The 23,363-nt window shown below is 63.0% G+C and carries 22 protein-coding genes; 11 read left to right on the forward strand and 11 right to left on the reverse strand.

The genetic code is table 11. The features are described from left to right. Positions 1-326 precede the first annotated feature (326 nt). Both QWI20_RS26850 and QWI20_RS26855 read right to left on the reverse strand, forming a co-directional pair. Positions 327-1,523, reverse strand: a complete 1,197-nt coding sequence (locus QWI20_RS26850; RefSeq protein WP_369307991.1) for an ATP-binding protein — start codon at positions 1,521-1,523, stop codon at positions 327-329. Beyond that, a complete protein-coding gene (locus QWI20_RS26855) occupies positions 1,513-2,328 on the reverse strand; it encodes an alpha/beta fold hydrolase (RefSeq protein WP_369307992.1) in 816 nt (271 codons plus the stop codon). Before QWI20_RS26855 ends, QWI20_RS26850 begins: the two co-directional genes overlap by 11 nt. A 238-nt stretch (positions 2,329-2,566) precedes the next feature. Between QWI20_RS26855 and QWI20_RS26860 the strand changes: the two genes are divergently transcribed. After that, positions 2,567-3,043 carry a hypothetical protein gene (locus tag QWI20_RS26860; protein ID WP_369307993.1) on the forward strand — a complete coding sequence of 159 codons (477 nt, stop codon included), beginning with the start codon at positions 2,567-2,569 and terminating at the stop codon, positions 3,041-3,043. On the opposite strand, the gene QWI20_RS26865 is transcribed toward QWI20_RS26860, so the two are convergent. Beyond that, positions 3,033-3,962 carry a polyprenyl synthetase family protein gene (locus QWI20_RS26865; protein WP_369307994.1) on the reverse strand — a complete coding sequence of 310 codons (930 nt, stop codon included), beginning with the start codon at positions 3,960-3,962 and terminating at the stop codon, positions 3,033-3,035. The genes QWI20_RS26860 and QWI20_RS26865 overlap by 11 nt on opposite strands. 198 nt (positions 3,963-4,160) lie before the next feature. On the opposite strand from QWI20_RS26865, the gene fni reads away from it, so the two are divergent. The 5 genes from fni to crtB are packed head-to-tail and all read left to right on the forward strand — an operon-like array spanning position 4,161 to position 10,137. Further along, positions 4,161-5,216: a type 2 isopentenyl-diphosphate Delta-isomerase gene (gene fni / locus QWI20_RS26870; RefSeq protein ID WP_369307995.1), complete on the forward strand. Its 1,056-nt coding sequence runs from the start codon at positions 4,161-4,163 to the stop codon at positions 5,214-5,216. Then, positions 5,213-6,487, forward strand: a complete 1,275-nt coding sequence (locus QWI20_RS26875; protein WP_369307996.1) for a glycosyltransferase — start codon at positions 5,213-5,215, stop codon at positions 6,485-6,487. The genes fni and QWI20_RS26875 overlap by 4 nt, the downstream gene beginning before the upstream one ends. Next, positions 6,484-7,659: a lycopene beta-cyclase CrtY gene (gene crtY, locus QWI20_RS26880; RefSeq protein ID WP_369307997.1), complete on the forward strand. Its 1,176-nt coding sequence runs from the start codon at positions 6,484-6,486 to the stop codon at positions 7,657-7,659. The genes QWI20_RS26875 and crtY overlap by 4 nt, the downstream gene beginning before the upstream one ends. A 1-nt stretch (position 7,660) precedes the next feature. Beyond that, positions 7,661-9,151 (forward strand): phytoene desaturase, encoded by a 1,491-nt coding sequence (locus tag QWI20_RS26885; RefSeq protein ID WP_369307998.1) that lies wholly within the window; start codon positions 7,661-7,663, stop codon positions 9,149-9,151. Continuing rightward, positions 9,148-10,137 carry a 15-cis-phytoene synthase CrtB gene (gene crtB, locus QWI20_RS26890; protein WP_369307999.1) on the forward strand — a complete coding sequence of 330 codons (990 nt, stop codon included), beginning with the start codon at positions 9,148-9,150 and terminating at the stop codon, positions 10,135-10,137. The genes QWI20_RS26885 and crtB overlap by 4 nt, the downstream gene beginning before the upstream one ends. Here crtB and QWI20_RS26895 read toward each other — a convergent pair. Then, positions 10,019-10,564, reverse strand: coding sequence for a sterol desaturase family protein (locus QWI20_RS26895; protein WP_369308018.1), 546 nt, complete (start codon positions 10,562-10,564; stop codon positions 10,019-10,021). The two genes, crtB and QWI20_RS26895, sit on opposite strands and share 119 nt — an antisense overlap. 467 nt (positions 10,565-11,031) lie before the next feature. Between QWI20_RS26895 and QWI20_RS26900 the strand changes: the two genes are divergently transcribed. Further along, a complete protein-coding gene (locus QWI20_RS26900) occupies positions 11,032-11,280 on the forward strand; it encodes a hypothetical protein (RefSeq protein WP_369308000.1) in 249 nt (82 codons plus the stop codon). Between the two features lie 185 nt (positions 11,281-11,465). Here the strand turns inward: QWI20_RS26900 and QWI20_RS26905 are convergent, their stop codons facing one another. Further along, the gene (locus tag QWI20_RS26905) at positions 11,466-12,227 is read right to left on the reverse strand and encodes an SDR family NAD(P)-dependent oxidoreductase (protein WP_369308001.1); all 762 of its coding nucleotides are present in this window, start codon (positions 12,225-12,227) and stop codon (positions 11,466-11,468) included. A gap of 123 nt (positions 12,228-12,350) precedes the next feature. Beyond that, entirely contained in the window at positions 12,351-14,753 is a 2,403-nt protein-coding gene (locus tag QWI20_RS26910) for a glucose/quinate/shikimate family membrane-bound PQQ-dependent dehydrogenase (RefSeq protein WP_369308002.1), read from the reverse strand. Positions 14,754-15,250: 497 nt separating this feature from the next. Here QWI20_RS26910 and QWI20_RS26915 point away from each other — a divergent pair, with 497 nt between their 5' ends. Both QWI20_RS26915 and QWI20_RS26920 read left to right on the forward strand, forming a co-directional pair. Continuing rightward, entirely contained in the window at positions 15,251-15,643 is a 393-nt protein-coding gene (locus tag QWI20_RS26915; RefSeq protein WP_369308003.1) for a hypothetical protein, read from the forward strand. Between the two features lie 82 nt (positions 15,644-15,725). Further along, on the forward strand, positions 15,726-16,457 hold the full coding sequence (locus tag QWI20_RS26920; protein WP_369308004.1) for a GNAT family N-acetyltransferase: 732 nt from the start codon (positions 15,726-15,728) through the stop codon (positions 16,455-16,457). 8 nt (positions 16,458-16,465) lie between these two features. Here QWI20_RS26920 and QWI20_RS26925 read toward each other — a convergent pair whose 3' ends face one another. The 3 genes from QWI20_RS26925 to QWI20_RS26935 are packed head-to-tail and all read right to left on the reverse strand — an operon-like array spanning position 16,466 to position 18,866. Then, entirely contained in the window at positions 16,466-17,065 is a 600-nt protein-coding gene (locus QWI20_RS26925) for a methyltransferase domain-containing protein (RefSeq protein WP_369308005.1), read from the reverse strand. Beyond that, a complete protein-coding gene (locus QWI20_RS26930; RefSeq protein WP_369308006.1) occupies positions 17,062-17,823 on the reverse strand; it encodes a PIG-L deacetylase family protein in 762 nt (253 codons plus the stop codon). The genes QWI20_RS26925 and QWI20_RS26930 overlap by 4 nt, the downstream gene beginning before the upstream one ends. Beyond that, the gene (locus QWI20_RS26935) at positions 17,820-18,866 is read right to left on the reverse strand and encodes an acyl-CoA dehydrogenase family protein (RefSeq protein ID WP_369308007.1); all 1,047 of its coding nucleotides are present in this window, start codon (positions 18,864-18,866) and stop codon (positions 17,820-17,822) included. The genes QWI20_RS26930 and QWI20_RS26935 overlap by 4 nt, the downstream gene beginning before the upstream one ends. Positions 18,867-19,306: 440 nt before the next feature. Here QWI20_RS26935 and QWI20_RS26940 point away from each other — a divergent pair, with 440 nt between their 5' ends. Continuing rightward, entirely contained in the window at positions 19,307-19,915 is a 609-nt protein-coding gene (locus tag QWI20_RS26940; RefSeq protein WP_192172142.1) for an SCO family protein, read from the forward strand. Continuing rightward, the gene (locus tag QWI20_RS26945) at positions 19,915-20,415 is read left to right on the forward strand and encodes a copper chaperone PCu(A)C (protein WP_369308008.1); all 501 of its coding nucleotides are present in this window, start codon (positions 19,915-19,917) and stop codon (positions 20,413-20,415) included. The genes QWI20_RS26940 and QWI20_RS26945 overlap by 1 nt, the downstream gene beginning before the upstream one ends. A gap of 862 nt (positions 20,416-21,277) precedes the next feature. Here the strand turns inward: QWI20_RS26945 and QWI20_RS26950 are convergent. After that, entirely contained in the window at positions 21,278-22,552 is a 1,275-nt protein-coding gene (locus QWI20_RS26950; RefSeq protein ID WP_369308019.1) for an Nramp family divalent metal transporter, read from the reverse strand. A gap of 142 nt (positions 22,553-22,694) precedes the next feature. Beyond that, positions 22,695-23,360: a glycosyltransferase family 2 protein gene (locus tag QWI20_RS26955; RefSeq protein ID WP_369308009.1), complete on the reverse strand. Its 666-nt coding sequence runs from the start codon at positions 23,358-23,360 to the stop codon at positions 22,695-22,697. Positions 23,361-23,363 lie beyond the last annotated feature (3 nt).

The following is a 23,363-nucleotide window of genomic DNA, read 5'->3' on the forward strand; positions in this document are numbered from 1 at the left end:
CTGGTTTCGAGATTCGCCCTGGATGTACGCCATAAGAAAATGCCCCGCATCTTTCGATGCGGGGCATTTTCTTAGATCTGAGGCAGGTTGGCTAGGTTTTCACACAGTCTGAGTGGGACCGGCTTCAGCCGGGAAGACGCCAGTGTGAGCACCATCAATTCTGCAGCGTGACTGCCGACGCCTTCCCGGCTAAAGCCGGTCCTACGATGGTACGCGGTCGATTAGTGGGACCGGCTTCAGCCGGGAAGAGGCCGATGCGAACGACATCAATTCTGCAGCGTGACTGCCGACGTCTTCCCGGCTAAAGCCAGTCCTACAGTGAATGCTCAATCCCCGGACGCCACCGCTTGACCGGAATACCGCGGAAGTCTCACCGTGAAGGTCGTGCCTTCCACCGCGTCGGAGACCACGGACACATCACCCCCATGGGCCCGGGCGATCTCGCGGACGATAAACAACCCCAACCCCACGCTTCGCAGCTCGGCGTCAACATCTACACCGCGAGTCAGCGGCTCGAACAGACGGGTGCGCTGCGCTTCGGGAATGACCGGGCCGAAGTTATGCACGGCAATCGCCACCGTCCCGTTCTCCAGCGCTGACGTAATGGTCACCGGTCTGGCAATGTCCCCATAGGCCACGCTGTTCGCCGTGAGGTTGCCGATCACCTGAAACAGACGATCGTTATCCAGCGCCACGAGCCCCGTGCCATCCGAGCAGTGCGCCATCTCCGCGCGGGGGAAAGCAACACGCAGCTCATCAACGCAATGGCCGATGAAGGTGTGCAGATCGACTTCCGTGGGGTTGACGCTGATGCCGCGCCCGACCCGGATCACCGTCAGGTCGAGCAGGTCGGCGATCATCCGGGTGGCGCGCTGCACCGAATCGCCGACGTGCTTGAACAGCCGGGCTTCCTGGGCCGTGCGTTCACCGCGAGCGAGCAGGTCGGTGGCCATCTTGATCGCGGTGAGGGGGTTCTTCAGGTCGTGGCTGACGATCGCCACCATCTGTTCGGCAAACGTCGCCCGCCGCTGAGCGGTTTCGTAAGCCTCGCTGAGTTCCGCCTGAGCCTGACGCAACGCAGCCTCAGCGGCGGTTTTTTCCTGCAACAGCTCTTCCGCCGCCTTGCGTGCCTTGAGCAGCTCGCGCTCGTATTTGTCTCGGTCAGCGGTGCCGAAAAACGCCAGCTCGTTGTAGACCTTGCCTTCATGCTCCCGGCGCACGCCGTTGAGCAGCATGATGATCTGGCGACGGTCGCGATGAACGATGCTCAACTTGACCTCCGCCACCGAACCCTGCAGGCGCATCAACGGCGCCCAGTGGGTCTGATGGAAGATGCGCCCGCCGACCGTGAGCAGGTTCTGGAACAGCCTGCCGCTCAGCTCGTCGCCGGTGTAGCCCAGCCAGTCGCAGAACGTGCGGTTGGCGCGCAGGATCCGGCCGTCTTCGTCGGTGACCATCAGACCGCACGGCGCGCCTTCGAACAGTTCGACGACGTCCGCTGCTGCCGCGAAATCAGTCGGCATTGAGGCTGACCCACCGCCCGAGGAACGCATCGATCGCATCGGAACAGGCGGCGGGCGCACTCAAGTGTGGGCAGTGGCCGACGTTATCGACCAGCTTCAGGGTGCTGTTGGGCAACGCGGCGTGCAGGTATTCACCGACGGCAACCGGGGCGATGAGGTCGTCGGTCGATTGCAGGATCAGCGTCGGCGTGGTCAGGCCGGCGACGTCCTTGCGGTTGTCCGAGAGAAACGTGACGCGGGCAAACTGCTTGGCGATCTCCGGGTCAGTGCGGCAGAAACTGTTGGTCAGCTCTTCGCCCAGCGCCGGTTGACCCGGTGCGCCCATGATCACCGGGGCCATGGTGCTCGACCAGCCAAGGTAGTTGCTGTCGAGGGTATCGAGGAGCGAATGCACGTCCTCTTCGGAGAAGCCGCCGACGTAATCGCCGGAGTCCACGTAGCAAGGGGAGGGGCCGATCATCACGTGGGCGGCGATCAGCCCGGGGGTCTGTCGGTCCGCCAATACGCCAATCATTGCGCTGACCGAGTGGCCGACGATGATCACCGGGCCTGTGCCGAATGTGCGGACGAGTTCGGTGAGGTCGTCGGCGTAGCCGTTCAGCGTGGCGTATTTGTCGGGGTCGTAGGCCTGGATGGCCGAATTGCCAGCGCCCACCAGATCGTAAAGTACGACGTTGAAGCGGTCGGCGTAATGGGGGCTTATCAAGCGCCACATGGCCTGATCGCAACCAAATCCGTGGGAAAAAATCAGGGTCGCCCGGCCGTCACCCATGACGTGCACGTTGTTGCGCTGCTGAAGGTTCATTGAGTGTCCGGAAAATGGCGGTGGGCGCGAGTGGTGCCGAGCCTATAGGGTTATCCCGGATAAATCACCTGCAAAACCCATAACAGGCGGACCGGCCGGACCGCTTGCTGGTAAATTGGCGCACGCTTCATTTGTTAAGCCATTATTGGCTCCAAAAAGGGTGATTCGCGCGGGCAGGCCAGTCCTTATTCCCGACGCTTATTCATGTTCAATCTTTCCTGCTAAAGGGATTTACACCATGCGGCAATTTGCGGCCCTCGCTCTGTTTCTCAGTCTCAATGCCTTCGCTCAGGACGCGCCCCAGCCGATCGCCAAATGGACGCTGCTCGACCAGTTCGACAAGGCCTACACGCTGGACGACCAGGCCCAGGTGCTGTTGATCGCCCGCAGCATGTCAGCGGCGAAAATGGTCAATGCCGCACTTGAAGAGGGTCCCGAAGGTTACCTGGAGCAGCGCCACGTGGTGTACGTGGCGGACATCGAGAAGATGCCGTCGCTGGTGAAGATGGTGGCGGTCCCTGCGATGCGCTCGGCCAAGTACCGCATCCTGCTGGACCGCGACGCCCGTGTCGCCTCGGCGTACGACGGCGACCGCGACACCGTGCAGTGGCTGACGCTGAAAAACGGCGCGGTCATCCGCCAGGAGCGCTACTCCGACGGCGAACAGCTCAAGCAGGCCATCGCAAAACTGGGTTCGCAGTCGGCTAGCCGTTGACCGCCGCTTTCTCGAAGATCAGCCGCAGGTAGCCGGCGATGGTCGAGGCATCGCCGTAGACCTCACGCAGGGCCTGCTCGGCGCTGGACAGGTGCAGCACCAGTTGGCGCCTGACCTTGTCCTCGCCGTACAGCGAAACGAAGGTCGACTTGCCGTCGTCCTTGCCTTGATCCTTGTCGCTGTCGGCGCAGCGGTCGCGCAGATCGTCGTACATCTGGAAAGCCTGGCCCAGCTCCATGGCGAAATTCTGCAGCAGCGGCCGCTGGTCTCCCCGGGCGCCGCTGATCAGCCACGCCATGTCCATGATTGCGCCGAATAAAACGCCGGTTTTCAGGTTGTTGGTCAGCGCGATCTCGTCCGCGTCGCGGCTATGCTGGCCGTCGCGCAGGTCCTGAAACTGCCCGCGCACCAGGCCCTGCATGCCGACCGTATTGGCCAGCACTTCGACCAGGTCGGTGCGGGTGGTGGCGGCCAGATCACTGATGGTCGCCACCACGCCGAACGCGCGGCTGAGCAGGGCGATGGCGGTCAGAATTGCCACGTCCTCACCAAACTTCAGGTGAACCGTGGGCTGACCGCGCCGCAGCGACGCGTTGTCCATGCACGGCATGTCGTCGAGCACCAGCGATGCGGCGTGAATCATCTCGACGGCGCAGCCCAGGTCCACGGCCTGTCGCCTGATCGTGCGGCTGTTTTCGCGGTCGTCCTCAACCAGTCCTTCGGCAGCGAGCACCAACAGCACCGGGCGCATGCGCTTGCCCGGTGCCAAAGTCGATTCACGCATGGCCAGCGCCACCAGGTCGCGCTCGTTGCCGGACTCGGGCAGCAGCTCGGAGAGCCGCGTTTCGATGGCCGCCCGAACGTCTCCCAGTCGCCCGGCAAAGCCCGATTTGATTGTTGTGTCGAGGTTACCTGCCATCGGTCTTTCCCTATGCTTTAGCGGTAAAACTGTTCATCGCGGAGCGGTTCGGCGTGCGAGACCGGCCATCACGGAACGACTGCTGTTTCTTAATGCCTCAAGATACGGCAAAGTTGTACAGGAAAATCGGTTTTGTACAAGATTGCGTATGCAGAAGACCGTATAGCCCGTTCAATAATTCAGCTGCAGGGAGCGAGTATGACTCACAGCGATATGGGTCGTCGCAAAGACGATCACCTCGATATCGTGCTGGACCGACGCGCCAGCGTGCGTTCCTCCTTCTCCGGACTGGACGATATCCGCTTCGAACACTGTGCGCTGCCGGAGTTGAATCTGGACGACGTGGACGTCAGCAGCTCACTGCTGGGCATTGCCTTGCGCGCGCCGCTGCTCATCAGTTCCATGACCGGCGGGGCCGACCGGGCCACCGCGATCAACCGTCATCTGGCCGAAGCCGCCCAGGAGCTGGGCATCGCCATGGGGGTCGGCTCCCAGCGGGTGGCCCTGCGAAGCGGCGGTGATCAGGGCCTGACCCGCGAGTTGCGGCGTCTGGCGCCGGACATCGCGCTGCTGGGCAACATCGGCGCCGCGCAACTGATCGAGCCTGACGGCCTGGACATGGCCCGCCGTGCGGTCGACATGCTTCAGGCCAATGCGTTGATCATTCATCTGAATCCCTTGCAGGAAGCGGTTCAGGCCGGCGGCGACCGACGCTGGCAGGGCATTCTCGACGCTATTCATCGCGTGGTGCTGGATGTCGGCGTGCCGGTGGTGGTGAAGGAAGTGGGCGCGGGCCTGTCTGTCGATGTCGCACTGGCGCTGGTGCAAGCCGGGGTGCACGTGCTGGACATCGCCGGGCTCGGCGGCACCAGTTGGGCCGCGGTCGAGGCCGAGCGCGTCGAAAACCCGGCCGATCGGGAAGTCGCCCTGGCGTTCGCTCAGTGGGGCATCCCCACCGCCGTGAGCCTGGCCATGGTTCGCCAGGCCTTGCCGGACACGCCGCTGATTGCTTCCGGTGGCATTCACAATGGCATCGACGTGGCCAAGGCCATTCGTCTGGGCGCGGATGTTGTAGGTCAGGCGGCGGGCGTGCTGCGCAACGCGACCCTGTCGACGGCTGCGGTGATCGAACACTTCGACATTGTCATCCGCCAGCTGCGTATTGCCTGTTTCTGCACCGGTTCAGCGGACCTTCGCGCATTGCGCAGCGCCCGGTTGCTGGCGCCCAACACCTTGCAGACGTTGCTCTCATGACGCATTTTGCCGTTGTAGCGCCGGCGTTCTACAGCCACTTTCAAGGGTTTCAGGCGTTGGCCGGGACGTTGATCGACCGCGGTCATCAGGTGACCTTTTTCCAGCAGGCCGATGCACGGCGCTGGCTGACCGACCCGCGCATCGGCTTTCATGCCCTCGGCGCCCTTAGTCATCCGCCCGGCAGCCTCGAGGCGGCGCTGCGTCGTGCCGCCTGTTCGAATAATCCGCTGCGCCTGCGCCGGGTGATCCGCGACCTGTGCGACACCACCCGCATGCTGTGCGCCGAGCTGCCGTCTGCGCTGGCGGTGCGGCAGATCGAGGCCTTGCTCTGCGATCAGATGGAAGCGGCGGGCGGGATGGTCGCCGAAGGGTTGGGCTTGCCGTATGTTTCGGTGGCCTGCGCCTTGCCGGTCAACCGCGAGCCGCAACTGCCGCTGCCGGTGATGCCCTTTGCCTACGCCACCGATGAACGCAGTCAGCATATGTTCGAAGGCAGCCGCAAGGTGTACGACTGGTTGATGGGGCCGTTGAGCAAGGTGCTGCGTGATGCGTCACGCCGACTGGCCATCGAGCCCCGCGACGGGTTGCATGAATGCCTTTCACCCTACGCGCAGATCAGCCAGACGATTCCCGGTTTCGATTTCCCCCGCCAGCATCCGCCTGTCAATTTTCACGCCGTCGGGCCGCTGCGGGCGCCTCAAGCCGAACAACAGGGCGGGTGGTCGATTGACCCTGACCGGCCGTTCATCTTCGCCAGCCTCGGCACGCTGCAGGGCAGTCGTTTTGACATGTTCAAGCGCATCACCACGGCCAGCCGACAATTGAACGCGCAGTTGCTGGTGGCCCATTGCGGCGGGCTCGACGGCCGGCAAGAGCAGCGGCTGATCAAGGCCGGCGCGAGCTGGGTGACCGACTTCGCGCCGCAACAATGGGCGCTGCAACACGCTGACGCGGTGGTGACCCATGGCGGCTTGAATACGGTGATGGACGCCATCGTCGCGCGCACGCCGATGCTGGTCATGCCCATTGCTTTCGATCAGCCGGGCGTGGCCTCGCGCGTCACCCACGCCGGGATTGGCCTGCAACTGCGGCGCGGCGCCGGGGCAGGGCAGATTCGCGAACGACTGACGCAACTGCGCGGGCTGTCCACTGAACCTTTTGATCGCCTGGCAGCCGAGCTGGCCCAAGCCGGCGGCACGTCTCGCGCCGCCGACATTGTCGAAGCCGTGGTGCGCACGGGCGAGCCGGTGCTGGCGAGGCAGTTGCCATGACGCATGACTTGATCCTCGCCGGCGGCGGACTGGCGAACGGGCTGATCGCCTGGCGCCTCAAACAGCTGCGGCCGGAGCTGTCCGTGCTGTGCATCGAAGAACAGGCGCACCTGGGAGGCAACCACACCTGGTCCTATCACGAGGGCGACCTCAGCGCCGAGCAGCATGAATGGCTGCAGCCGCTGGTGGTGCAGCGCTGGGCGACCTATGACGTGCACTTCCCGCAACGCTCGCGGCGGCTGAACAGTGGCTATGCCAGCATCACGTCGGAACGCTTTGCCGAGGTCATCGAGCCCGCCTTGGGTGATACGCTGCTGACCGGCCGACGCATCACCGAACTGACCCCGAACACCGTCGTGCTGGACAGCGGCGAGCGGCTTCAGGCCAGCGCGGTGATCGACGGCCGCGGCGTGCAGGCCACGGCGCACATGGTGTTGGGGCAGCAGGCGTTTCTGGGTCAATTGCTGCGCTTGAAGGCGCCCCACGGCCTGACCGCGCCGATCATCATGGACGCCCGTGTCGCGCAGAGTGAGGGCTACCGCTTCGTCTACGTGCTGCCTTTTTCGGTTGACACCCTGCTGATCGAAGACACCCATTACGTGGATCACCACTCGTTTTCCGCCGAGCAGCTTCGTCAGCACATCGCCGACTACGCCGCCGTTCATGGCTGGGAGATTGCCGAGTGCCTGCGCGAAGAGCAGGGCGTGCTGCCGATCACCCTGGCCGGGGATTTCGCTGGGTTCTGGCGTGAGGCGGGGGGGCAGCCGCGATCCGGTTTGCGCGCCGGGCTGTTTCATTGCACCACCGGCTATTCGCTGCCCCATGCCGTGCGGCTGGCGGAGTGGATCGCTGCTCAACCCACGCTGGACGCCGAGTCACTGGACGCGGGCATTCGCGCCATCGCGCAGGAAGCCTGGCACTCCCAGCGTTTCTATCGGCTGCTCAACCGCATGTTGTTTCTGGCCGGACGGCCGTCCAATCGCTGGCAGGTGATGCAGCGGTTCTATGGCCTGTCCGAAGGCCTGATCAGCCGTTTCTACGCAGGCCGCAGCACCCTGACCGACAAGCTGCGCGTGCTGACCGGCAAACCGCCCGTGCCGGTCAACGAGGCTGTCACGGCCGCTGCCCGTTACTTACCCAAGCATTACCTGGCTAAGCATCATGAGAATTGACATGACCCAAGCAAAAACCGCAATTGTGATTGGTGCCGGTTTCGGCGGCCTGGCCCTGGCCATCCGGCTTCAGGCGGCGGGCGTGCAGACCACGCTGCTGGAAAAACGCGACAAGCCCGGCGGCCGTGCCTACGTCTACGAAGATCAGGGCTTCACCTTCGACGCAGGGCCGACGGTGATCACCGACCCGACGGCCATCGAAGAGCTGTTCACCGCCGCCGGCAAATCCATCAAGGATTACGTCGACTTGCTGCCAGTGTCGCCGTTCTATCGCCTGTGCTGGGAAGACGGGACGAAGTTCGATTACGCCAACGATCAGCAGTCTCTGGACACCCAGATCGCCGCGATGAATCCCAAAGACGTCGCGGGTTACCAGCGCTTCCTGGCGTACTCGAAAGCGGTGTTTCAGGAGGGTTATCTGAAGCTTGGCGCCGTGCCGTTTCTGTCCTTCCGCGACATGGTTCAGGCCGGGCCGCAGTTGGCGAAGTTGCAGGCGTGGCGCAGCGTGTATTCGATGGTGTCGCAGTTCATCGAGGACGACAAACTGCGTCAGGCGTTTTCCTTTCACTCGCTGCTGGTCGGGGGTAATCCGTTTGCGACGTCCTCCATTTACACGCTGATTCACGCCCTTGAACGCCAGTGGGGCGTGTGGTTCCCGAAGGGCGGGACCGGCGCGTTGGTGCAGGGCATGGTCAAGCTGTTCGAAGACATCGGCGGGCGTGTCGAGCTCAACGCCGATGTCGCCAGCATTGAAACCAGTGCGCAGCGGGTGACCGGCGTGCGGCTCAAGGATGGTCGGCAGATCAATGCCGACTGCGTGGCCTCCAACGCCGATGTCATGCACACCTATGCCGATTTGCTTGGCGGCCATCCGCGCGGGGTCAAGGAAGGGGCGCGATTGAAGGGCAAGCGCTTCAGCAATTCGCTGTTCGTCATCCACTTCGGGCTCAAGCGCCCGCAGCCACAGTTGCAGCACCACACCGTGTGCTTCGGCCCGCGCTACAAGGCGCTGATCCAGGAGATTTTCAAGGGCGCAGCGCTGGCCGAAGATTTCTCGCTGTACCTGCACGCGCCCTGCATCACTGACCCGAGCCTGGCGCCACCGGGCTGTTCCAGCCATTACGTGCTGTCGCCGGTGCCGCACCTGGGCAATGCCGATATCGACTGGGAAGTGGAAGGGCCGCGTTATCGCGACCGCATTTTCGAGTACCTGGAAAAGCACTACATGCCGGGTCTGCGCGAGGACTTGGTCACCAGCCGCATCTTCACGCCGCAGGATTTCAAGGGAGAGCTCAATGCGCACCTGGGTTCGGCGTTTTCACTTGAGCCGATCCTGCGCCAGAGCGCATGGTTCCGCCCCCATAACCGCGACGCGAGCCTGAGCAATCTGTACCTGGTCGGCGCCGGCACGCACCCGGGCGCCGGCGTGCCAGGTGTCATCGGTTCGGCCAAAGCCACGGCCGGGCTGATGCTGGAGGACCTGCACTCATGAGCGTCGCCGATCAGGCGCTGCTCGACCACGCCACCCAGAGCATCGAAGTCGGCTCGAAAAGCTTCGCGGCGGCGTCACGCCTGTTTGACCCGGTGACCCGTCGCAGTGCGGTGATGCTCTATGCGTGGTGCCGGCATTGCGACGACGTCATTGACGGTCAGGAAGCGGGGCATTCGGCGACGGTGGTCAGTCAGCAGGAAGTCACCGAACGACTGCAACGGCTGATCGCCCAGACCCACGCCGTCTACGCCGGCACGCCGACCCACAGTCCGGCGTTCGAGGCGTTCAGGGAGGTTGTTCTGCGCCATGGCATCGAGCAGCGTTATGCCCTGCAACATCTGGATGGCTTCGCGATGGACGTCAGCCAGCGCGAATATCGGCGCATCGACGACACGCTGGAGTACTGCTATCACGTGGCCGGCGTGGTGGGCTTGATGATGGCGCAGATCATGGGCGTGAGTGACGAGGCGACCCTCGACCGCGCCTGTGATCTGGGTCTGGCGTTTCAGCTCACCAACATCGCCCGGGACATCGTCGAAGATGCCTCGGTGGGGCGCTGCTACTTGCCAGGGGACTGGCTGGATGAGTTGGGCATTCCCCATGATCGCCTTGCAGCCCCGGAATACCGTCCGGCAGTAGCGGTGCTGGCGAAGCGCTTGGTGGACATGGCCGAGCCGTATTACGAGAGCGCCAATGCCGGCCTGACCGCGCTGCCGTGGCGATCGGCCTGGGCGGTGGCGACGGCGGGATGCGTCTATCGGGAGATCGGCGTGAAGGTCAGGAAGCGCGGCGCCCGGGCGTGGGATGCGCGGGTCTCGACCAGCAAGCTGGACAAGCTGCGTCTGGTGCTGCTGGGGGCGTGGAAGGCTACCGCGTCTCGAGGTCGGCAGTGGCCGGTGCGACCTGCGAACCTTTGGCAACGTCCGGGTCGGACTTGTGCAACGGGCCGTCATGCAAGCGTCGAAGCTGGGCGCGCAATCGAGTGACGCTCGGCGCATAGAGAAAGCCGAACGACACGCAGCGCTCCTTGCCCGACACCGCGTGATGCATCAGATGCGCCTGATACAGGCGCTTGAGGTAGCCATTGCGCGGCACGTACTTGAACGGCCAGCGCTTGTGCACCAGACCGTCGTGGGCAACGAAATACAGAAAACCGTAAGCGGTCATGCCCGCGCCGATCCACTCCAGGGGATGGGCGCCTGCGGTGCCCAGCGCGATCAGCACGATGGCGAAGCCGGCGAAGACCACGGCGTACAGATCGTTCTTCTCGAACCAGCCGGTTCTCGGCTCATGGTGCGACTTATGCCAGCCCCAGCCCCAACCGTGCATGATGTACTTGTGCGCAAACACGGCAAAACCTTCCATGCCGATCGCGGTTGCGAAAAATACGAGGGCATTGATCATCGGGTTCATCCGCAGGGAAAGTCTCAACGTCAGACCGTAAAAGGGCCGACGGTGTTCGGTGCGTGATTGTCGCATGCCGATGGCTGAAGGCGGAGGTCGGTTTGTCAGTTGCTGGTCTGCGGTGTGACGGTTCGGATTGGTATGGCGTGACGCATGACGCCTTCCCGGCTGAAGCCGGTCCCACTATGGCTCCGCGGTGTGCCTGTGGGACTGCATTGCTTTTCGTGGGACCGGCTTCAGCCGGGAAGGGGCCGGTATTAACACTTTCAATCTTGCGGTGTGACGCCCGGCGCTTTCCTGGCTAAAGCCAGTCCTACAAGTCGAGCGCGATGTTTTTAGTGGGACCGGCTTCAGCCGGGAAAGGGCCGGTGTGAGCACTATCAATCGAGCGGTCAGGCACCGCGCGTCAAGTTCCGACGGAACTGTGCCGACCCGCTGCGGCCTCAGACTTACACCCGCTAAAGGAGGCCAAGGCCATGAACCACGACGAATTCAATCAATACGACGCAGAGCGCTTCCACGGTCAGGTTGCCGAACAGCTGGGGATCAGCGTGGACGAGCTGAAAACCTGGATGATCAACGACATCGAGCGGGTCACCGAGGGCGGCGAGGAGGTGGGGCACATGGTGGTGTTCCGCGAGTCCACGCCGGATGAGGTGCTCGACAAGCTCAAGAACCCGCAGAGTCGTTATACGGCGATGACGGGTGTGATCAAGACCGAGTAAGGCGTCGGCGTCAGTCATCAATATGACCAGGAGCCGAACTCTCTCGCAGTCCCCGAGGCCAGGTCGTGGTGTTCATCTGGAGACAGGTGAGTACCATGCCCTGGCTTTTTTTGTTGGTCTGGCCTTGAAGCCATCAGGATCATGGTCAGCCGAAGCTCCCGCCGGCCCTGCGCAGAGCGCTGATCCTAGGTCAGATTTAATCCGCCGTCTGACAGCAATATCTCCCCGGTCAAGTAGTCTGAATCAACCAACATGACAACGGCGTTGGCAATGTCGTCCGGGCTGGCTGCCCTGCGCATTGGTGCGCGATCTCGCCACAACGCCTGAGCATCCGTCCACTCTGCGGTCAGCGGCGTGTCGATCAGGCCAGGTGCGACAGCATTTACGCGAATGTCTGGCCCCAGTGACACCGCCAGCAGGCGGGTCATGTGATTGAGCGCAGCTTTGCTCACCGCGTAGGGAATGGATGCGCCCTTGGGCCGGACACCCGCATGGGAACTGATATTTACGACACTACCTGCTCGACGGTAGCGAGCGGCATCGCGTAATGCCGATTCGGCCAATGCGACGAGATGGAACGGCGCCACCACATTGATCTCGTTAAGTTCGTGCCACACCGCCGAAGTGACCGAGGCAAGATCGCTGTGCGGAATCACTCTGCTGATGCCGGCGTTATTGACCAGTACGTCGAGCTGACCCCACGCGGCGATTGCCTCCTTAACGAGCCTGACCCTGTCAGCTTCAACGGCAAGGTCAGCTTGCACGTAGACCGCCTGTTTCATTTCGGCAGCCATAGCGCGACCTGTGTCCGCAGAGTTTCGCGAATGGAGGACCACCGCATAACCCGCCCGGCTCAGGGTACGAGCAATGGCCGCGCCGATACCGGAGGTCGATCCTGTGACCAGCGCGACGCGCAGTGCATTATCGATTGGCGGATTGGGATTCATGGAGAAATCTCGAATGGGTTGCCCAAGAAGTACCACTCACGAAGCCGTGGTGCCAGCGGGGCAAAAAAAGAGCGAAAAAAAAGCCCGATCACTCGGGCTTTTCTTTTACCGCTCAGCCGCTGATTATTTCGACGGCAGGGCGTACGCGATCAACGAGTCGCCCATCTTGGTACCAAACGAGCCATGCCCGCCAGCCATGATCACAATGTACTGCTTGCCATTGCTCTCATAGGTCATCGGGGTGGCCTGACCGCCTGCTGGGAGGCGTGCTTCCCACAGCAGATCACCGTTGGTGACGTTGAAGGCGCGCAGGTAGTTGTCCTGCGTACCGGCGATGAACATCAGGTTGCCGGCCGTGGAAATCGGACCACCCAGCATTGGCACACCGATTTTCAGCGGCGGCAGTTGGATGCCTTTCAGGCTGTCGCGGATGGTGCCGATGCGTTTGCGCCAGACCACGTCGTGGGTCTTCATGTCCACGCCGGCAACATAGCCCCACGCCGGCTCTTTGCACGGCAGGCCGAGTGGCGACAGGAAGGCGTTGATTTCCACGCCGTAAGGCACGCCGTACTGAGGCTGAATGCCCATTTCGGTACCGCTGCCGGTGGCACCCTCTTTAGGCCACAGCGGGTTGTTCGGGCCACGGGGAATCAGCTTGGACACGAACGGCAGGGCCATCGGGTTCATCAACGCAACCTGACGGTCAGCGTTCACCGAGATACCCCCCCATTCGAAGACACCCAGGTTACCCGGGAACACCAGCGTCCCTTGCTCGGATGGCGGCGTGTACTGGCCGTTGTAGGACAGCTGCTTGAAGATCACGCGGCAGACCAGTTGGTCAAACATCGTCGCGCCCCACATCTCCTTGTCGGAAAGGGTTTGAACGGAAGTCAGGTTGAGGTCCGAGCGCGGCTGGGTCGGGCTGACCCGATCGCCGGGCGCCGCTTCACCGGCAGGCACCTGCATTTCATGGACTGGCACGATTGGCTTGCCGTCGCGACGGTCCAGCACGAACAGGTTGCCGGCTTTGGTCGGCACGTACACCGCAGGGACGGCTTCGCCGCTGCCGGTTTTCACGTCAGCCAGGGTAGGCTGGGCCGGTACGTCCATGTCCCACAAGTCGTGGTGAGTGGTCTGGAAGCTCCACACCAGTTTGCCGGTGGAACCGTTCATCGCGACGATCGAGCTGGCGTAACGCTCCATCACCGGAGTGCGGTTGCCGCCCCAGATGTCGGGCGTCGGGTTGCCGGTTGGCACGTAGACCACGTCGGTTTTCGCGTCATAGGCCAGCGGAGCCCAGGCGTTTGGCGAGTTGTTGACCAGGGTTTTGCCGTCGCCCGGAATCGCGTTCGGGTCTTCCGCGCCCGTGTCGAAGATCCATTTCAACGCGCCAGTGTTGACGTCGTAGCCACGGATCGCGCCGGATGGCTCGTGCACCGACAGGTTATCGGTCACCGAGCCGCCGATGATCACGGTGGTGCCGGTCACGACAGGCGGGGAGGTGGGTTCGAGGCCGCCCGGATACGGGTAGGGCTGCAAGTGCAGCAGGTCCAGCTCGCCGTTTTTGGCGAAGTCGGCGCACGGTGTTCCGTTGTCGGCGTTGATGGCGAAAAGGCGACCGTCGTTGACCGGCAGGAACACCTTGCGCGGGCAACGGGTGGCGACCGGTTGGGTGCCTTCCAGGCTTTTCGCAAACTGAGTGGTGTCAGCCTGATCGAAGTACGCGACGCCACGGCAGGTCAAGTGCTGGAAGGACGGATCGGATTTGAGCTTGGGATCGAATCTCCACTTCTCTTTGCCGGTGGCCGGGTCCAGCGCCACCAGGATCTGGTGGGTGGTGCAGATGTACATGTTGTCGCCAACCTTGATCGGCGTCAGCTCGTTAGTGGTCTCGCCGGAGTCATTGGCGGTTTTCGATTCACCGCTGTTGAAGGTCCAGGCCACCTGAAGATCTTTGACGTTGCCTTCGTTGATCTGGGTCAGCGGGGAATAGCGCGTGCCCGACTGCGTGCGGCCGTAAGCCGGCCAGTCGCCGTTGGCGATGCCTTCGACAGGCTGATGCTGCGCCGGTTGCGCCGTCGCCATGCTGCCGTTGATTTCCTGCGGGTCGTTGAAGATGGAATAAACCATCACCACGATTGCCAGGGCCAATGTCGCGGATAAAAAGGTTTTGCCCGGCTTCAGACGCTCCGGAATGTCACGGGTGACCCCCGGGATCAGCAGCCACAGACCCAACACCCCGAGGATGTCGAAACGCGGCACCAGCGCCCAGAAGTCCGTGCCGGCTTCCCACAGGCCCCAGACCACGGTGATCAGCATCAGCGCGCCGTAAAGCCAGAGCGATGCAGCGGAACGTCGCCACAACAGGACGGCGAACACCAGCAGCGCGACGCCCAGGAACAGATAATAAAAAGAGCCGCCCAATGAGAGCAGCCAGATACCGCCAACCACCAGAAACAGGGCAAAGATCCCTGCAATGATGGAAGTGAAACGCCTCAGCCCTGAAGCTTTTGATAAGTCATTCATCGATGTTCCCCCTTGGGATGTAGTGCATGGACTGTGCGCCGTATAGGGGGTTCAACTCCCGGACCTGCTGTTTAGATGAAATTTTTCGGCGTCACTGACCACCTGCTCTTTCCAAGCATAGGCGGTGTTTGCAATCTGATCCCGGCGCAAAAGCATTCAGATGGCGAACGGCGCGGTGCGGGGCGAACTCGGGCGTTGATGAGGGGCCTTGCCAGGGCTTTTGCGAGGGGAATTAACAGGGCACTCTATAAGCGAAACGCAGTTCCGCGGTGGCGGTATTCCCTTGCCAAAGTTGCGAGGCCTGTGCCTGCGTACTAGAGTTATTACAGCCCAATCAACTTACAGCAGGCGTACGAGTGGGCGTCCATCGGTTGCCTCAAGCCTGCCAGTCAATAACGCGCTGGAAGTGTACGTTCACTATGCACAAATGGTTAAGCAGGACGCGACCCACAACGGTGCTACTGACAGCGGCGGTTTTAGCGTGCGTGTCCGGGTGCATGAGCAAGGCCGCGACGGGCTTGTCATTGGTGGATTACACCTCAGTGGACGCATCTTCCCCCCCAAAGCAACTGACCGGACTCTGGGCCGGCCCCCATGCCGGCGGCACGTTCTACGTAGAAATCTTCGAGGACGGCGACCTGCGCACCTGCCTGAGCGCTCCGCCTTATTACCACGCCATGGACGGAAAATACGCCGATCAGGCGCTGTATCTGGAAGACGGCACCCGCATCGAATTTCAGCCGGTGGGGGCAAGGCAGATCACCATTTATTCCCCTCCCGGCAGGCCGGTCACCACGCTGGAACGCAGCGCACCGGGTCACTCCGCCAGCGAGTGTCTGGCAGGTGCCGCTGACGTCCGGCGCAAACTGTCCCACTGGGCTTCGCATTAGCGGCAGGGTTCGATAATTGAGGCAGTGCGCGGGTATCATGCACGGCTCGAACCCACCGCCCGACCCCGGATTCAGGATCACAATGCCCAGCCCCACGTTTACCGTCATGCGCCTCGACGCCACGCCACCGGAATCGATCAAGAGCCAGATCATGCAAATGGTGATCGACTACATCACCGAGCTCAGCATGGTCGCCATCGCACCGAGCAATCCGTTGTACCCGCTGTATCAATATGGCGTCGGCCATGAGGTGCATCAGTACGTGCAGGCGATGGACGGATCGCGGGGGATTGCGGTGGAATTGATCGTGGTGCTGGATGCCGAGGACCCTTCGGTCGTCATCGGCTTCTTGCTCTATCTGCCGGTTCAACAGGACCCGCAGGCATGCGCCGTGGCATACATGGCAGTGCAGACGGCGCGCCGTCGTCAGGGCGTGGCGCGGGCCATGCTGAAGAAAATGACCGAACGCTATCCCCACGCCGAGCTGGCGTGCTTCGTTGCGAAAGTGCCGGTGTTCGAGGCGCTGGGCTTTCAGGTGCTGGGGGCACGCGGGCCGCAGGTGCTGATGAACACCCGCGATCAGCAAACCGACGGCTTGTTGGCGGTGCTGGACATCGCGCCGATCTACAACTCGCTGGAAGTGCGGCAGATCCACAGCTATCTGTTGAAGCAGCACGGCAAGCGTGCCATGACCGATGCGGAGAAGCAGCGCGACCGGCACATTGACCAGTTGACCCGGCAGGCGCGCTTGTTCGTCAACGGACTGCTGGGCGAGTCAGGCGCGCAGGCCTTCATCGGTCCGCAGCTTGTTTGACGCCCGAATCAGCGAACGGCTTCGTCGAGGTCGATTCCGCGCGAGTCTTTGCTCCACATTTCCAGCAAGAAATCCCGCTCGGCGTGATGCAGCGTGCGTTCCATCGCCAAGTGCCGCGCGAGGACCTGATGCACTTCGCGGCCCTCCATCGGGCAGCCTTCGATGGGGTGCAGCCAGTGGCACGCCAGCACCGCGCCATCCGGCGTCAGGCTTTCGCGAATGCGCTCGATGATCTCGCCAAAGGCATCCGGCGTCAGGTAATAGGCCCATTCGCTGATCACCACCAGATCGAATTCCCCCGCCGGCCAGTCCTGGGGCAGACAACCTTCCAGTACCTGAACATGGGCCTGCCCGCTCAAGCGGTCGCGGGCCAGGGTGACGGCCCGGGGGCTGAGGTCCATGCACAGCAGCGCGTCGCAACGTTCGGCCAGGCGCAGGCTCAATTCGCCATTGGCGCAGCCCGGCTCGAAGATGCGCGCGTATCGCTGGCGCGGCAGGGCGGCGAGGGTCAGATCGCGTTTGCGATGCTCGTACCAACGCGTGCGAAAGGCCCAGGGGTCATCGCTGCTGGCGAACAGTTCGTCGAAATACTCACCTGTAATGCTCACAGAAACACCAGTTCGAAGGGTTGCAGCAGACGCTCCAGCGTTTGCGGGTTCAGCACCGCGGGCGCGCCGGTGCTCGGGTCGTTTTCCAGCTGACTCAAGTGAGCACCGATGGCTTCGCGCTTGCGCCGCAGTTGCTCATCGCTGAGCCAGAATTTGCGGGCCTGTTCCCAAGGGATGCGCGGGTCGTTCGGTTCCGCCCAATGCCAGGCCCAGACCGGAATCTCCACCAGCGTCGCGCCGGTGTTGGCCACCGCCTGAGCCGCGCAATGGCCGACGGCTTCGTGGTCGCAGTGGCCGTCGTGGCGCCAGGTGGTCAGCAACACATCCGAGGGACGCAGGTCTTCGCTGAGCAGCGCAATCAATGACTCGGCATGTTCCGCAACCTGACCATCGCCCATGCCGAGCCGTTGCCAGGACAACCTCGACACGTCCAGGCCCAGGTGCGCGACGGCCTGCTGGCTTTCCCGCCGACGTTCTGTGCGCAGCCGCTGCACAGGCCACAGCGGTGATTGCGGATGGCTGCCTTCGCCGTCGCTGACGGCAACCAGTTGCACGTCGTTCTGCCGCCGGGCCATCGCCGCGAGCAGTCCGCCGCAGGTCAGCACCTCGTCGTCGGGGTGGGGCGCAAGCACGATCAGGCGCGAACCGGGTGGAACCAGTTCTTCCAGTGTGATCGGGCGCACGCCGCGCAACGCCACACTGTTCTGCCAGGCGCTCAACGGTGTCCCGCTGACGCCGAATGGCTGTGCTTCGTTCATAGTGACCAATCCTCGGTTTCGCCCGTGGCGACTCGCTGGCCCAGATGCGCCAGGTCACGCTCGGCGTGGCTTTGTCGGATAAACACCTGCAGGTCGGCGGCCAGCCGGGCGAAGTGCGGATCGCGGCAGAACGGTGTTGCGCCGAGCGCCCGACCGACATGTCGGCACACCTGTTCAACCGCCATTTCGACCTGCGCCCGCAGGCGCTGCACCTTCAGGCTCGCGTCGGCCTGAGGATGGGCGTCGATCCATATGGCGCATTCGCGCAAGGCCGCCGCCGCCCCGCACAGGGCTGCATCGACGCTGCCCAGATGGGCGTCGGCGTGGGGTTCTGGCCGTCCGTGGTGTCGGTGCGCGCGCAAGCTTTTCGCCAGCGCCACTGCCGCGCCGTACCACGCGGCAGCGATCCCGGCGCCGCCTTGCCAGAAGCCTGGCCGGGTCAGATAGTCGCCGTTGTTGCCCACGCAAATGCCGACCGCGCCGTCGAAGTGCACATCGCCGCTGGCGGTCCCGGCCATGCCCACGGCCTGCCAGGTCTCGCTGCTGAAGCGAACGCCCGGCTGCTTCAAATCGACGGCCACCAGTTGCGGTGCCTCATCGCTGGCCCAGGCGGTGAGCAGGGCGTAATCCAGCTGTTGAGCGCCGGAGCACCAGGCCTTGCGGCCGTTGAGGCGAACCTTGTCGCCGTGGCGCTGGCTGATGCCAACCTTGGCGTCGGGCGGTTCGGCGGCCCACACGCCCCAGATGCCGGGTGCTTCGAAAGGCGCGGTATTAAGTTCATCAGCTCTCAATTCATGAAGAATGGCGAGGGCGTCGGTGTGGCCTTCGTAGAGTTTGAGCAGCGCCAGATCGAGGCCCGCCACCGTTGCCAATTGGCGCCAGCGTTCGAGGGTGCGACCACTGCCGGGCAACGGCAGTTGGTCGAGTCCGCTGTCGAGGCAGCGCTGCATGGCGTGCCGCAGGGGCGCGTCCGGCGCGTGGGGATTGTCACGGTGGGCGAAATCCGCCAGCAGTGATTCAAGTCCTTGTGCATCGTCCCGCATGGCTGACTGTCTCCGACCCGTTGACGCCGACGCGAGGTGCGCGGGCTTTTGCCTGGCCCGCTTGCGCGGCCTGCTGATGGAATTCGGCAGCGCCAGCGGGGCGGGGTTCAAACATTTCTTCTGCCAGCCGGTTCTGTTGCCTCTGGCAGGGAGCACTCAAGAGGGCGGTGATCGGCGCCTTGCAGTCAGGTGCGCGGTTTTGTCGCAGTGCGCATTTCCCGACCCATGGGCGTCAAGGCGTGCAGCGTCGTCGGATGGCCTGCGTAAAATCCGCTCGTAACCTATTCAAGCCGGTTTTGCGCGACACTGTCGGGCACCTGTTTTTTTCGCTTCGTCCCTCGCTGCTGCAGCGCGACTGCCAATCAACGCCTGCGGTGCCGCGAGGTGGACGAAAAAAGGGTTGGCGTTGGCGCCAGCCGCTGCTTTCGAGAGTTCGCCAGATGAATGAGTTTCTGACCCGCCGTCAGGTGGTCACCGGCATGGGCCTGTTGGGGCTGGGCCTGCTGGCCGGCTGTGACGGTTCGACCACTGCGCTGGATTTCAAATACGGCAAAGATCTGAGCAACAAGATCATGGGCCGCACCTTCAAGCTGACCGACACCGACGGTGAGGTCAAAACCCTGTCGAGTTATCGCGGCCTGATGCCGATGGTGTTCTTCGGTTTCACCCAGTGCCCGGCGGTGTGCCCCACGGCGCTGGCCCGCGCTGCGCAGATCAAAAAGATGATGGGCGAGGACGGCAAGACGCTGCAGGTGATCTTCATCACCGTCGACCCCGAGCGCGACACACCGCAGATACTCGACGCCTACGTCAAACAGTTCGATCCGACGTTCGTCGCCCTGCGCGGCACGCTGGAAGAGACCGCCCACGTCGCCAAAGAATTTGGCGTGTTCTACGAAAAGGTCCCGGCGGGTAACACCTACACCATGTCCCACACCGCCACCAGCTTCGTGTTCGACTCCCGGGGTAACCTGCGCCTGGGGCTATCGCCTTCGCTTTCCGCCAAGCAATGCGCGGAAGATTTGCTCACTGTCATGGAAGTCTGCTGATGAATGCTTTGTTGAATGCTGTTTCGCGCTCGCTCGTTTCGCGCACGTTGCTTGTCTCCCTGTTGGCCGGCGTCAGCCTGAGTGCGGTTGCGCAGACGCGGGTCGAGGATCCGTGGGTGCGTGCGACGGTGGCCGGGCAGCCTTCATCCGGTGCCTTCATGCGCATCACCGCCGACACCGACAGCACGCTGCTCAGCGTCAGCTCGCCGGTGGCGAAGGACGTGCAGATCCACGAGATGAGCATGACCAACGACGTCATGCGCATGGGCCCGGTCGACGCCGTGCCGCTGCCGGCAGGCAAGACCGTGGCGCTGGACCCTGAGGGTTACCACGTGATGCTCATGGGCCTGAACGGCCAGATCAAAGAGGGCGACCAGGTGCCACTGACCCTGACGGTGAAGAATGCACAGGGCGAGACCGAAGTCGTGAATGTCAGCGCCCCGGCCCGCGCCGCGACAGCACCGATGGACATGGCCCATGACCACGGAATGGCACATTAAGCAGGAGCGCGTATTGGGGTAGGACCGGCTTCAGCCGGGAATGCCTCAGGCGCCACGCCGCATAATTGATGGCGTTCAAACTGACGTCTTCCCGGCTAAAGCCGGTCCCACAGAGACACCGCGCACCCCGGTAGGACTGGCTTCAGCCGGGAAAGCCTCAGGTGCCCCGCCGCAGAATTGATGGTGTCCGAACCGACGTCTTCCCGGCTAAAGCCGGTCCCACAAAGGCACCGCGCATCCCGGTAGGACCGGCTTCAGCCGGGAAAGCGCCAGGCGCCACGCCGCAGAATTGATGGTGTTCAAACCGACGTCTTCCCGGCTAAAGCCGGTCCCACAAAGACACCGTGCACCCATAGTAGGACCGGCTTCAGCCGGGAAAGCGTCAGGTGCCACGCCGCATAATTGATGGTGTCCGAACCAACGTATTCCCGGCTAAAGCCAGTCCCACATAGGCACCGCGTATTCCAGTGGGACCGGCTTCAGCCGGGAAAGCGCCACGCGCCACGCCGCAGAATTGATGGTGTTCAAACCGACGTCTTCCCGGCTAAAGCCGGTCCCACAAAGACACCGCGTACCCCTAGTGGGACCGGCTTCAGCCGGGAAAGCGTCAGGTGCCACGCCGCAGAATCGATGGTGTTCAAACCGACGCTTTCCCGGCTAAAGCCGGTCTACAAACACACCGCGCACCCCTAGTGGGACCGTCTTCAGCCGGGAAAGCGTCAGGCGCCACGCCGCATAATTGATGGTGTTCAAACCGGCGCCTTCCCGGCTAAAGCCAGTCCCACAAAGGCACCGCGCATCCCGGTAGGACCGGCTAAAGTCCGTCCCACTCCATTCAATGCGTTCTCCTGTGGGATACGCTTCAATCCCCAAACGCCCCCAACAGCAACACCACGTTCAGCACGATGATCAGCAGCGCGATGCCCCAGGCCAGGGTCGTCAGAATGGGCCCGGTCACGAAATCGCCCATCAGCTTGCGGTCCGACACGAAGCGCACCAGCGGGACAATGGCGAAGGGCAGTTGCATCGACAGGATGACCTGGCTCAGCACCAGCAACTTGGCGGTGCCTTGGGCGCCATAAATACTGGTCACCACAATCACCGGAATGATCGCCAGCCCACGGGTCAGCAGGCGGCGGATCCAGCCCGGCAGGCGCATACGCAGAAAGCCTTCCATCACGATCTGCCCGGCCAGGGTCGCCGTGACCGTGGAGTTGATCCCCGACGCCAGCAACGCCACGCCGAACAGCATCGACGCCATGCCCACGCCCAGCATCGGCGAGAGCAAGTGATAAGCCTGTTCGATTTCCACTACGTCGGTCTTGCCGGCCTTGTGAAAGACCGTTGCCGCCGTAATCAGAATCGCCGCGTTGACGAACAGGGCCAGGGTCAGCGCGATGGTGCTGTCGGTCACTGCCCAGCGCAGGCCGATGCGCCGGCCTTCATCCGTGCGCGGGTAGGCGCGGGTCTGCACGATGGAGGAGTGCAGGTACAAGTTGTGCGGCATTACCGTCGCGCCAATGATGCCGATCGCCAGGTACAGCGCCTCGGGATTGGTGACCACCTCGGCTCTGGGGATGAAACCGGCAAACAGCTCCGCCAGATCGGGCTGGGCCAGCACCATCTGAATCGCGAAGCAGCCAAAGATGACCAGCAACAGGGCGATGACAAACGCCTCGAGCGCCCGAAACCCGCGGCCCATGAGCAGAAAAATAAGGAACACATCGACCGCCGAAATCACCGCGCCCCAGATCAGCGGAATGCCGAACAACAGGTTCAGCGCAATGGCAGTGCCGATCACCTCGGCCAGATCACACGCGATGATCGCGATCTCGCAGGCAATCCACAGGGCAATGCACACTGGCCGGCTGCAACGTTCGCGGCAGGCCCGCGCCAAGTCCCAACCGGTGACAATGCCCAAACGCGCCGACAGCGCTTGCAGCACGATGGCCATCAGGTTCGACAGCAAAATAACCGACAGCAGCAGGTAACCAAATTTCGAACCGCCGGCGATGTCCGTCGCCCAATTGCCCGGGTCCATGTAGCCCACGGCGACCATATAACCGGGGCCAGTGAACGCGACCAGCCGCTTGAACCAGTTGCCGCTCTTGGGCATGGCGACACTGGCGCTGGGCATGCCCCCGCCGAGGGTGTCGTCGCCGGGGCGGGCAGGGTGATCGATGGGCGGCATTAAGGATTCCGGCGTTGGATACTGAGTGATCAAAGGTGGCGACAGGCAGGGTCTGCTGTGCGGTTTTAGCGAGGGCGCCCGGCAACCATCAGCTCGACAGCGACGTCGCCGCGAGTGAGTTTAGATAATCCCCAAAGCCTTCCTTGCACCGGTAGTCTTTTCGTGCGCTGGTGGTGACGCTGTTCGCGGAAATCCACGCGATGGACGCGCCGATACGCTGCAGATCGGCGACCAGATGCACATCTTCGTGGGCCGCCAGCGCCTTGAAACCGCCGGCCCGCTGATAGGCATCGGCGCTGACGCCCAGGTTCGCGCCATGAATGTGCCGATGGTCATCCACCGGGCGGTACAGCGAGTCGTAGCGTTGGCGCACATGCTCGGGATGGCCGGACCAGTCGTCGACCTCGACGATGCCGCACACCGCATCCACATTCAGGCTGACCTGATGCGCCAGCCAGGCATAGGGCACGACGCTGTCGGCGTCGGTGAACGCCAGCCAGCGCGCGCCGCGTTCGAGCATCAGCCGTGCGCCTTCTGCCCGGGTCATGCCGACGTTGCGATAGGCGCATGCGTGGGTCCTGATGCCATGAGCGGCCGCCACCCCAGCCGAGGCATCGGAGCAGTCATCGAGCATGATCAGGATTTCCACGGGCTCGACGTGGAGGTCTTCATGGACAGAAGCGGCGATCAACGACTTGATGCAGTCGTCCAGGAAGTCTTCTTCGTTGTGCGCGGGGACAATAATTCCAATCATCGA

The organism is Pseudomonas sp. W2-17, from assembly GCF_041060445.1.
Classification (GTDB): Bacteria; Pseudomonadota; Gammaproteobacteria; order Pseudomonadales; family Pseudomonadaceae; genus Aquipseudomonas.

What these genes read in the sequence shown, in the direction of transcription:
- QWI20_RS26850 (WP_369307991.1), bottom strand. Translation starts at nt 1,523, where the DNA reads ATGCCGACTGATTTCGCGGCAGCAGCGGACGTCGTCGAACTGTTCGAA.
- QWI20_RS26920 (WP_369308004.1), top strand. Translation starts at nt 15,726, where the DNA reads ATGCCCAGCCCCACGTTTACCGTCATGCGCCTCGACGCCACGCCACCG.
- QWI20_RS26930 (WP_369308006.1), bottom strand. Translation starts at nt 17,823, where the DNA reads ATGAACGAAGCACAGCCATTCGGCGTCAGCGGGACACCGTTGAGCGCC.
- QWI20_RS26940 (WP_192172142.1), top strand. Translation starts at nt 19,307, where the DNA reads ATGAATGAGTTTCTGACCCGCCGTCAGGTGGTCACCGGCATGGGCCTG.
- QWI20_RS26885 (WP_369307998.1), top strand. Translation starts at nt 7,661, where the DNA reads ATGACCCAAGCAAAAACCGCAATTGTGATTGGTGCCGGTTTCGGCGGC.
- QWI20_RS26900 (WP_369308000.1), top strand. Translation starts at nt 11,032, where the DNA reads ATGAACCACGACGAATTCAATCAATACGACGCAGAGCGCTTCCACGGT.
- QWI20_RS26950 (WP_369308019.1), bottom strand. Translation starts at nt 22,552, where the DNA reads ATGCCCAGCGCCAGTGTCGCCATGCCCAAGAGCGGCAACTGGTTCAAG.
- crtY (WP_369307997.1), top strand. Translation starts at nt 6,484, where the DNA reads ATGACGCATGACTTGATCCTCGCCGGCGGCGGACTGGCGAACGGGCTG.
- QWI20_RS26855 (WP_369307992.1), bottom strand. Translation starts at nt 2,328, where the DNA reads ATGAACCTTCAGCAGCGCAACAACGTGCACGTCATGGGTGACGGCCGG.
- QWI20_RS26915 (WP_369308003.1), top strand. Translation starts at nt 15,251, where the DNA reads ATGAGCAAGGCCGCGACGGGCTTGTCATTGGTGGATTACACCTCAGTG.
- QWI20_RS26935 (WP_369308007.1), bottom strand. Translation starts at nt 18,866, where the DNA reads ATGCGGGACGATGCACAAGGACTTGAATCACTGCTGGCGGATTTCGCC.
- fni (WP_369307995.1), top strand. Translation starts at nt 4,161, where the DNA reads ATGACTCACAGCGATATGGGTCGTCGCAAAGACGATCACCTCGATATC.
- QWI20_RS26945 (WP_369308008.1), top strand. Translation starts at nt 19,915, where the DNA reads ATGAATGCTTTGTTGAATGCTGTTTCGCGCTCGCTCGTTTCGCGCACG.
- QWI20_RS26860 (WP_369307993.1), top strand. Translation starts at nt 2,567, where the DNA reads ATGCGGCAATTTGCGGCCCTCGCTCTGTTTCTCAGTCTCAATGCCTTC.
- QWI20_RS26895 (WP_369308018.1), bottom strand. Translation starts at nt 10,564, where the DNA reads ATGAACCCGATGATCAATGCCCTCGTATTTTTCGCAACCGCGATCGGC.
- crtB (WP_369307999.1), top strand. Translation starts at nt 9,148, where the DNA reads ATGAGCGTCGCCGATCAGGCGCTGCTCGACCACGCCACCCAGAGCATC.
- QWI20_RS26955 (WP_369308009.1), bottom strand. Translation starts at nt 23,360, where the DNA reads ATGATTGGAATTATTGTCCCCGCGCACAACGAAGAAGACTTCCTGGAC.
- QWI20_RS26865 (WP_369307994.1), bottom strand. Translation starts at nt 3,962, where the DNA reads ATGGCAGGTAACCTCGACACAACAATCAAATCGGGCTTTGCCGGGCGA.
- QWI20_RS26910 (WP_369308002.1), bottom strand. Translation starts at nt 14,753, where the DNA reads ATGAATGACTTATCAAAAGCTTCAGGGCTGAGGCGTTTCACTTCCATC.
- QWI20_RS26905 (WP_369308001.1), bottom strand. Translation starts at nt 12,227, where the DNA reads ATGAATCCCAATCCGCCAATCGATAATGCACTGCGCGTCGCGCTGGTC.
- QWI20_RS26875 (WP_369307996.1), top strand. Translation starts at nt 5,213, where the DNA reads ATGACGCATTTTGCCGTTGTAGCGCCGGCGTTCTACAGCCACTTTCAA.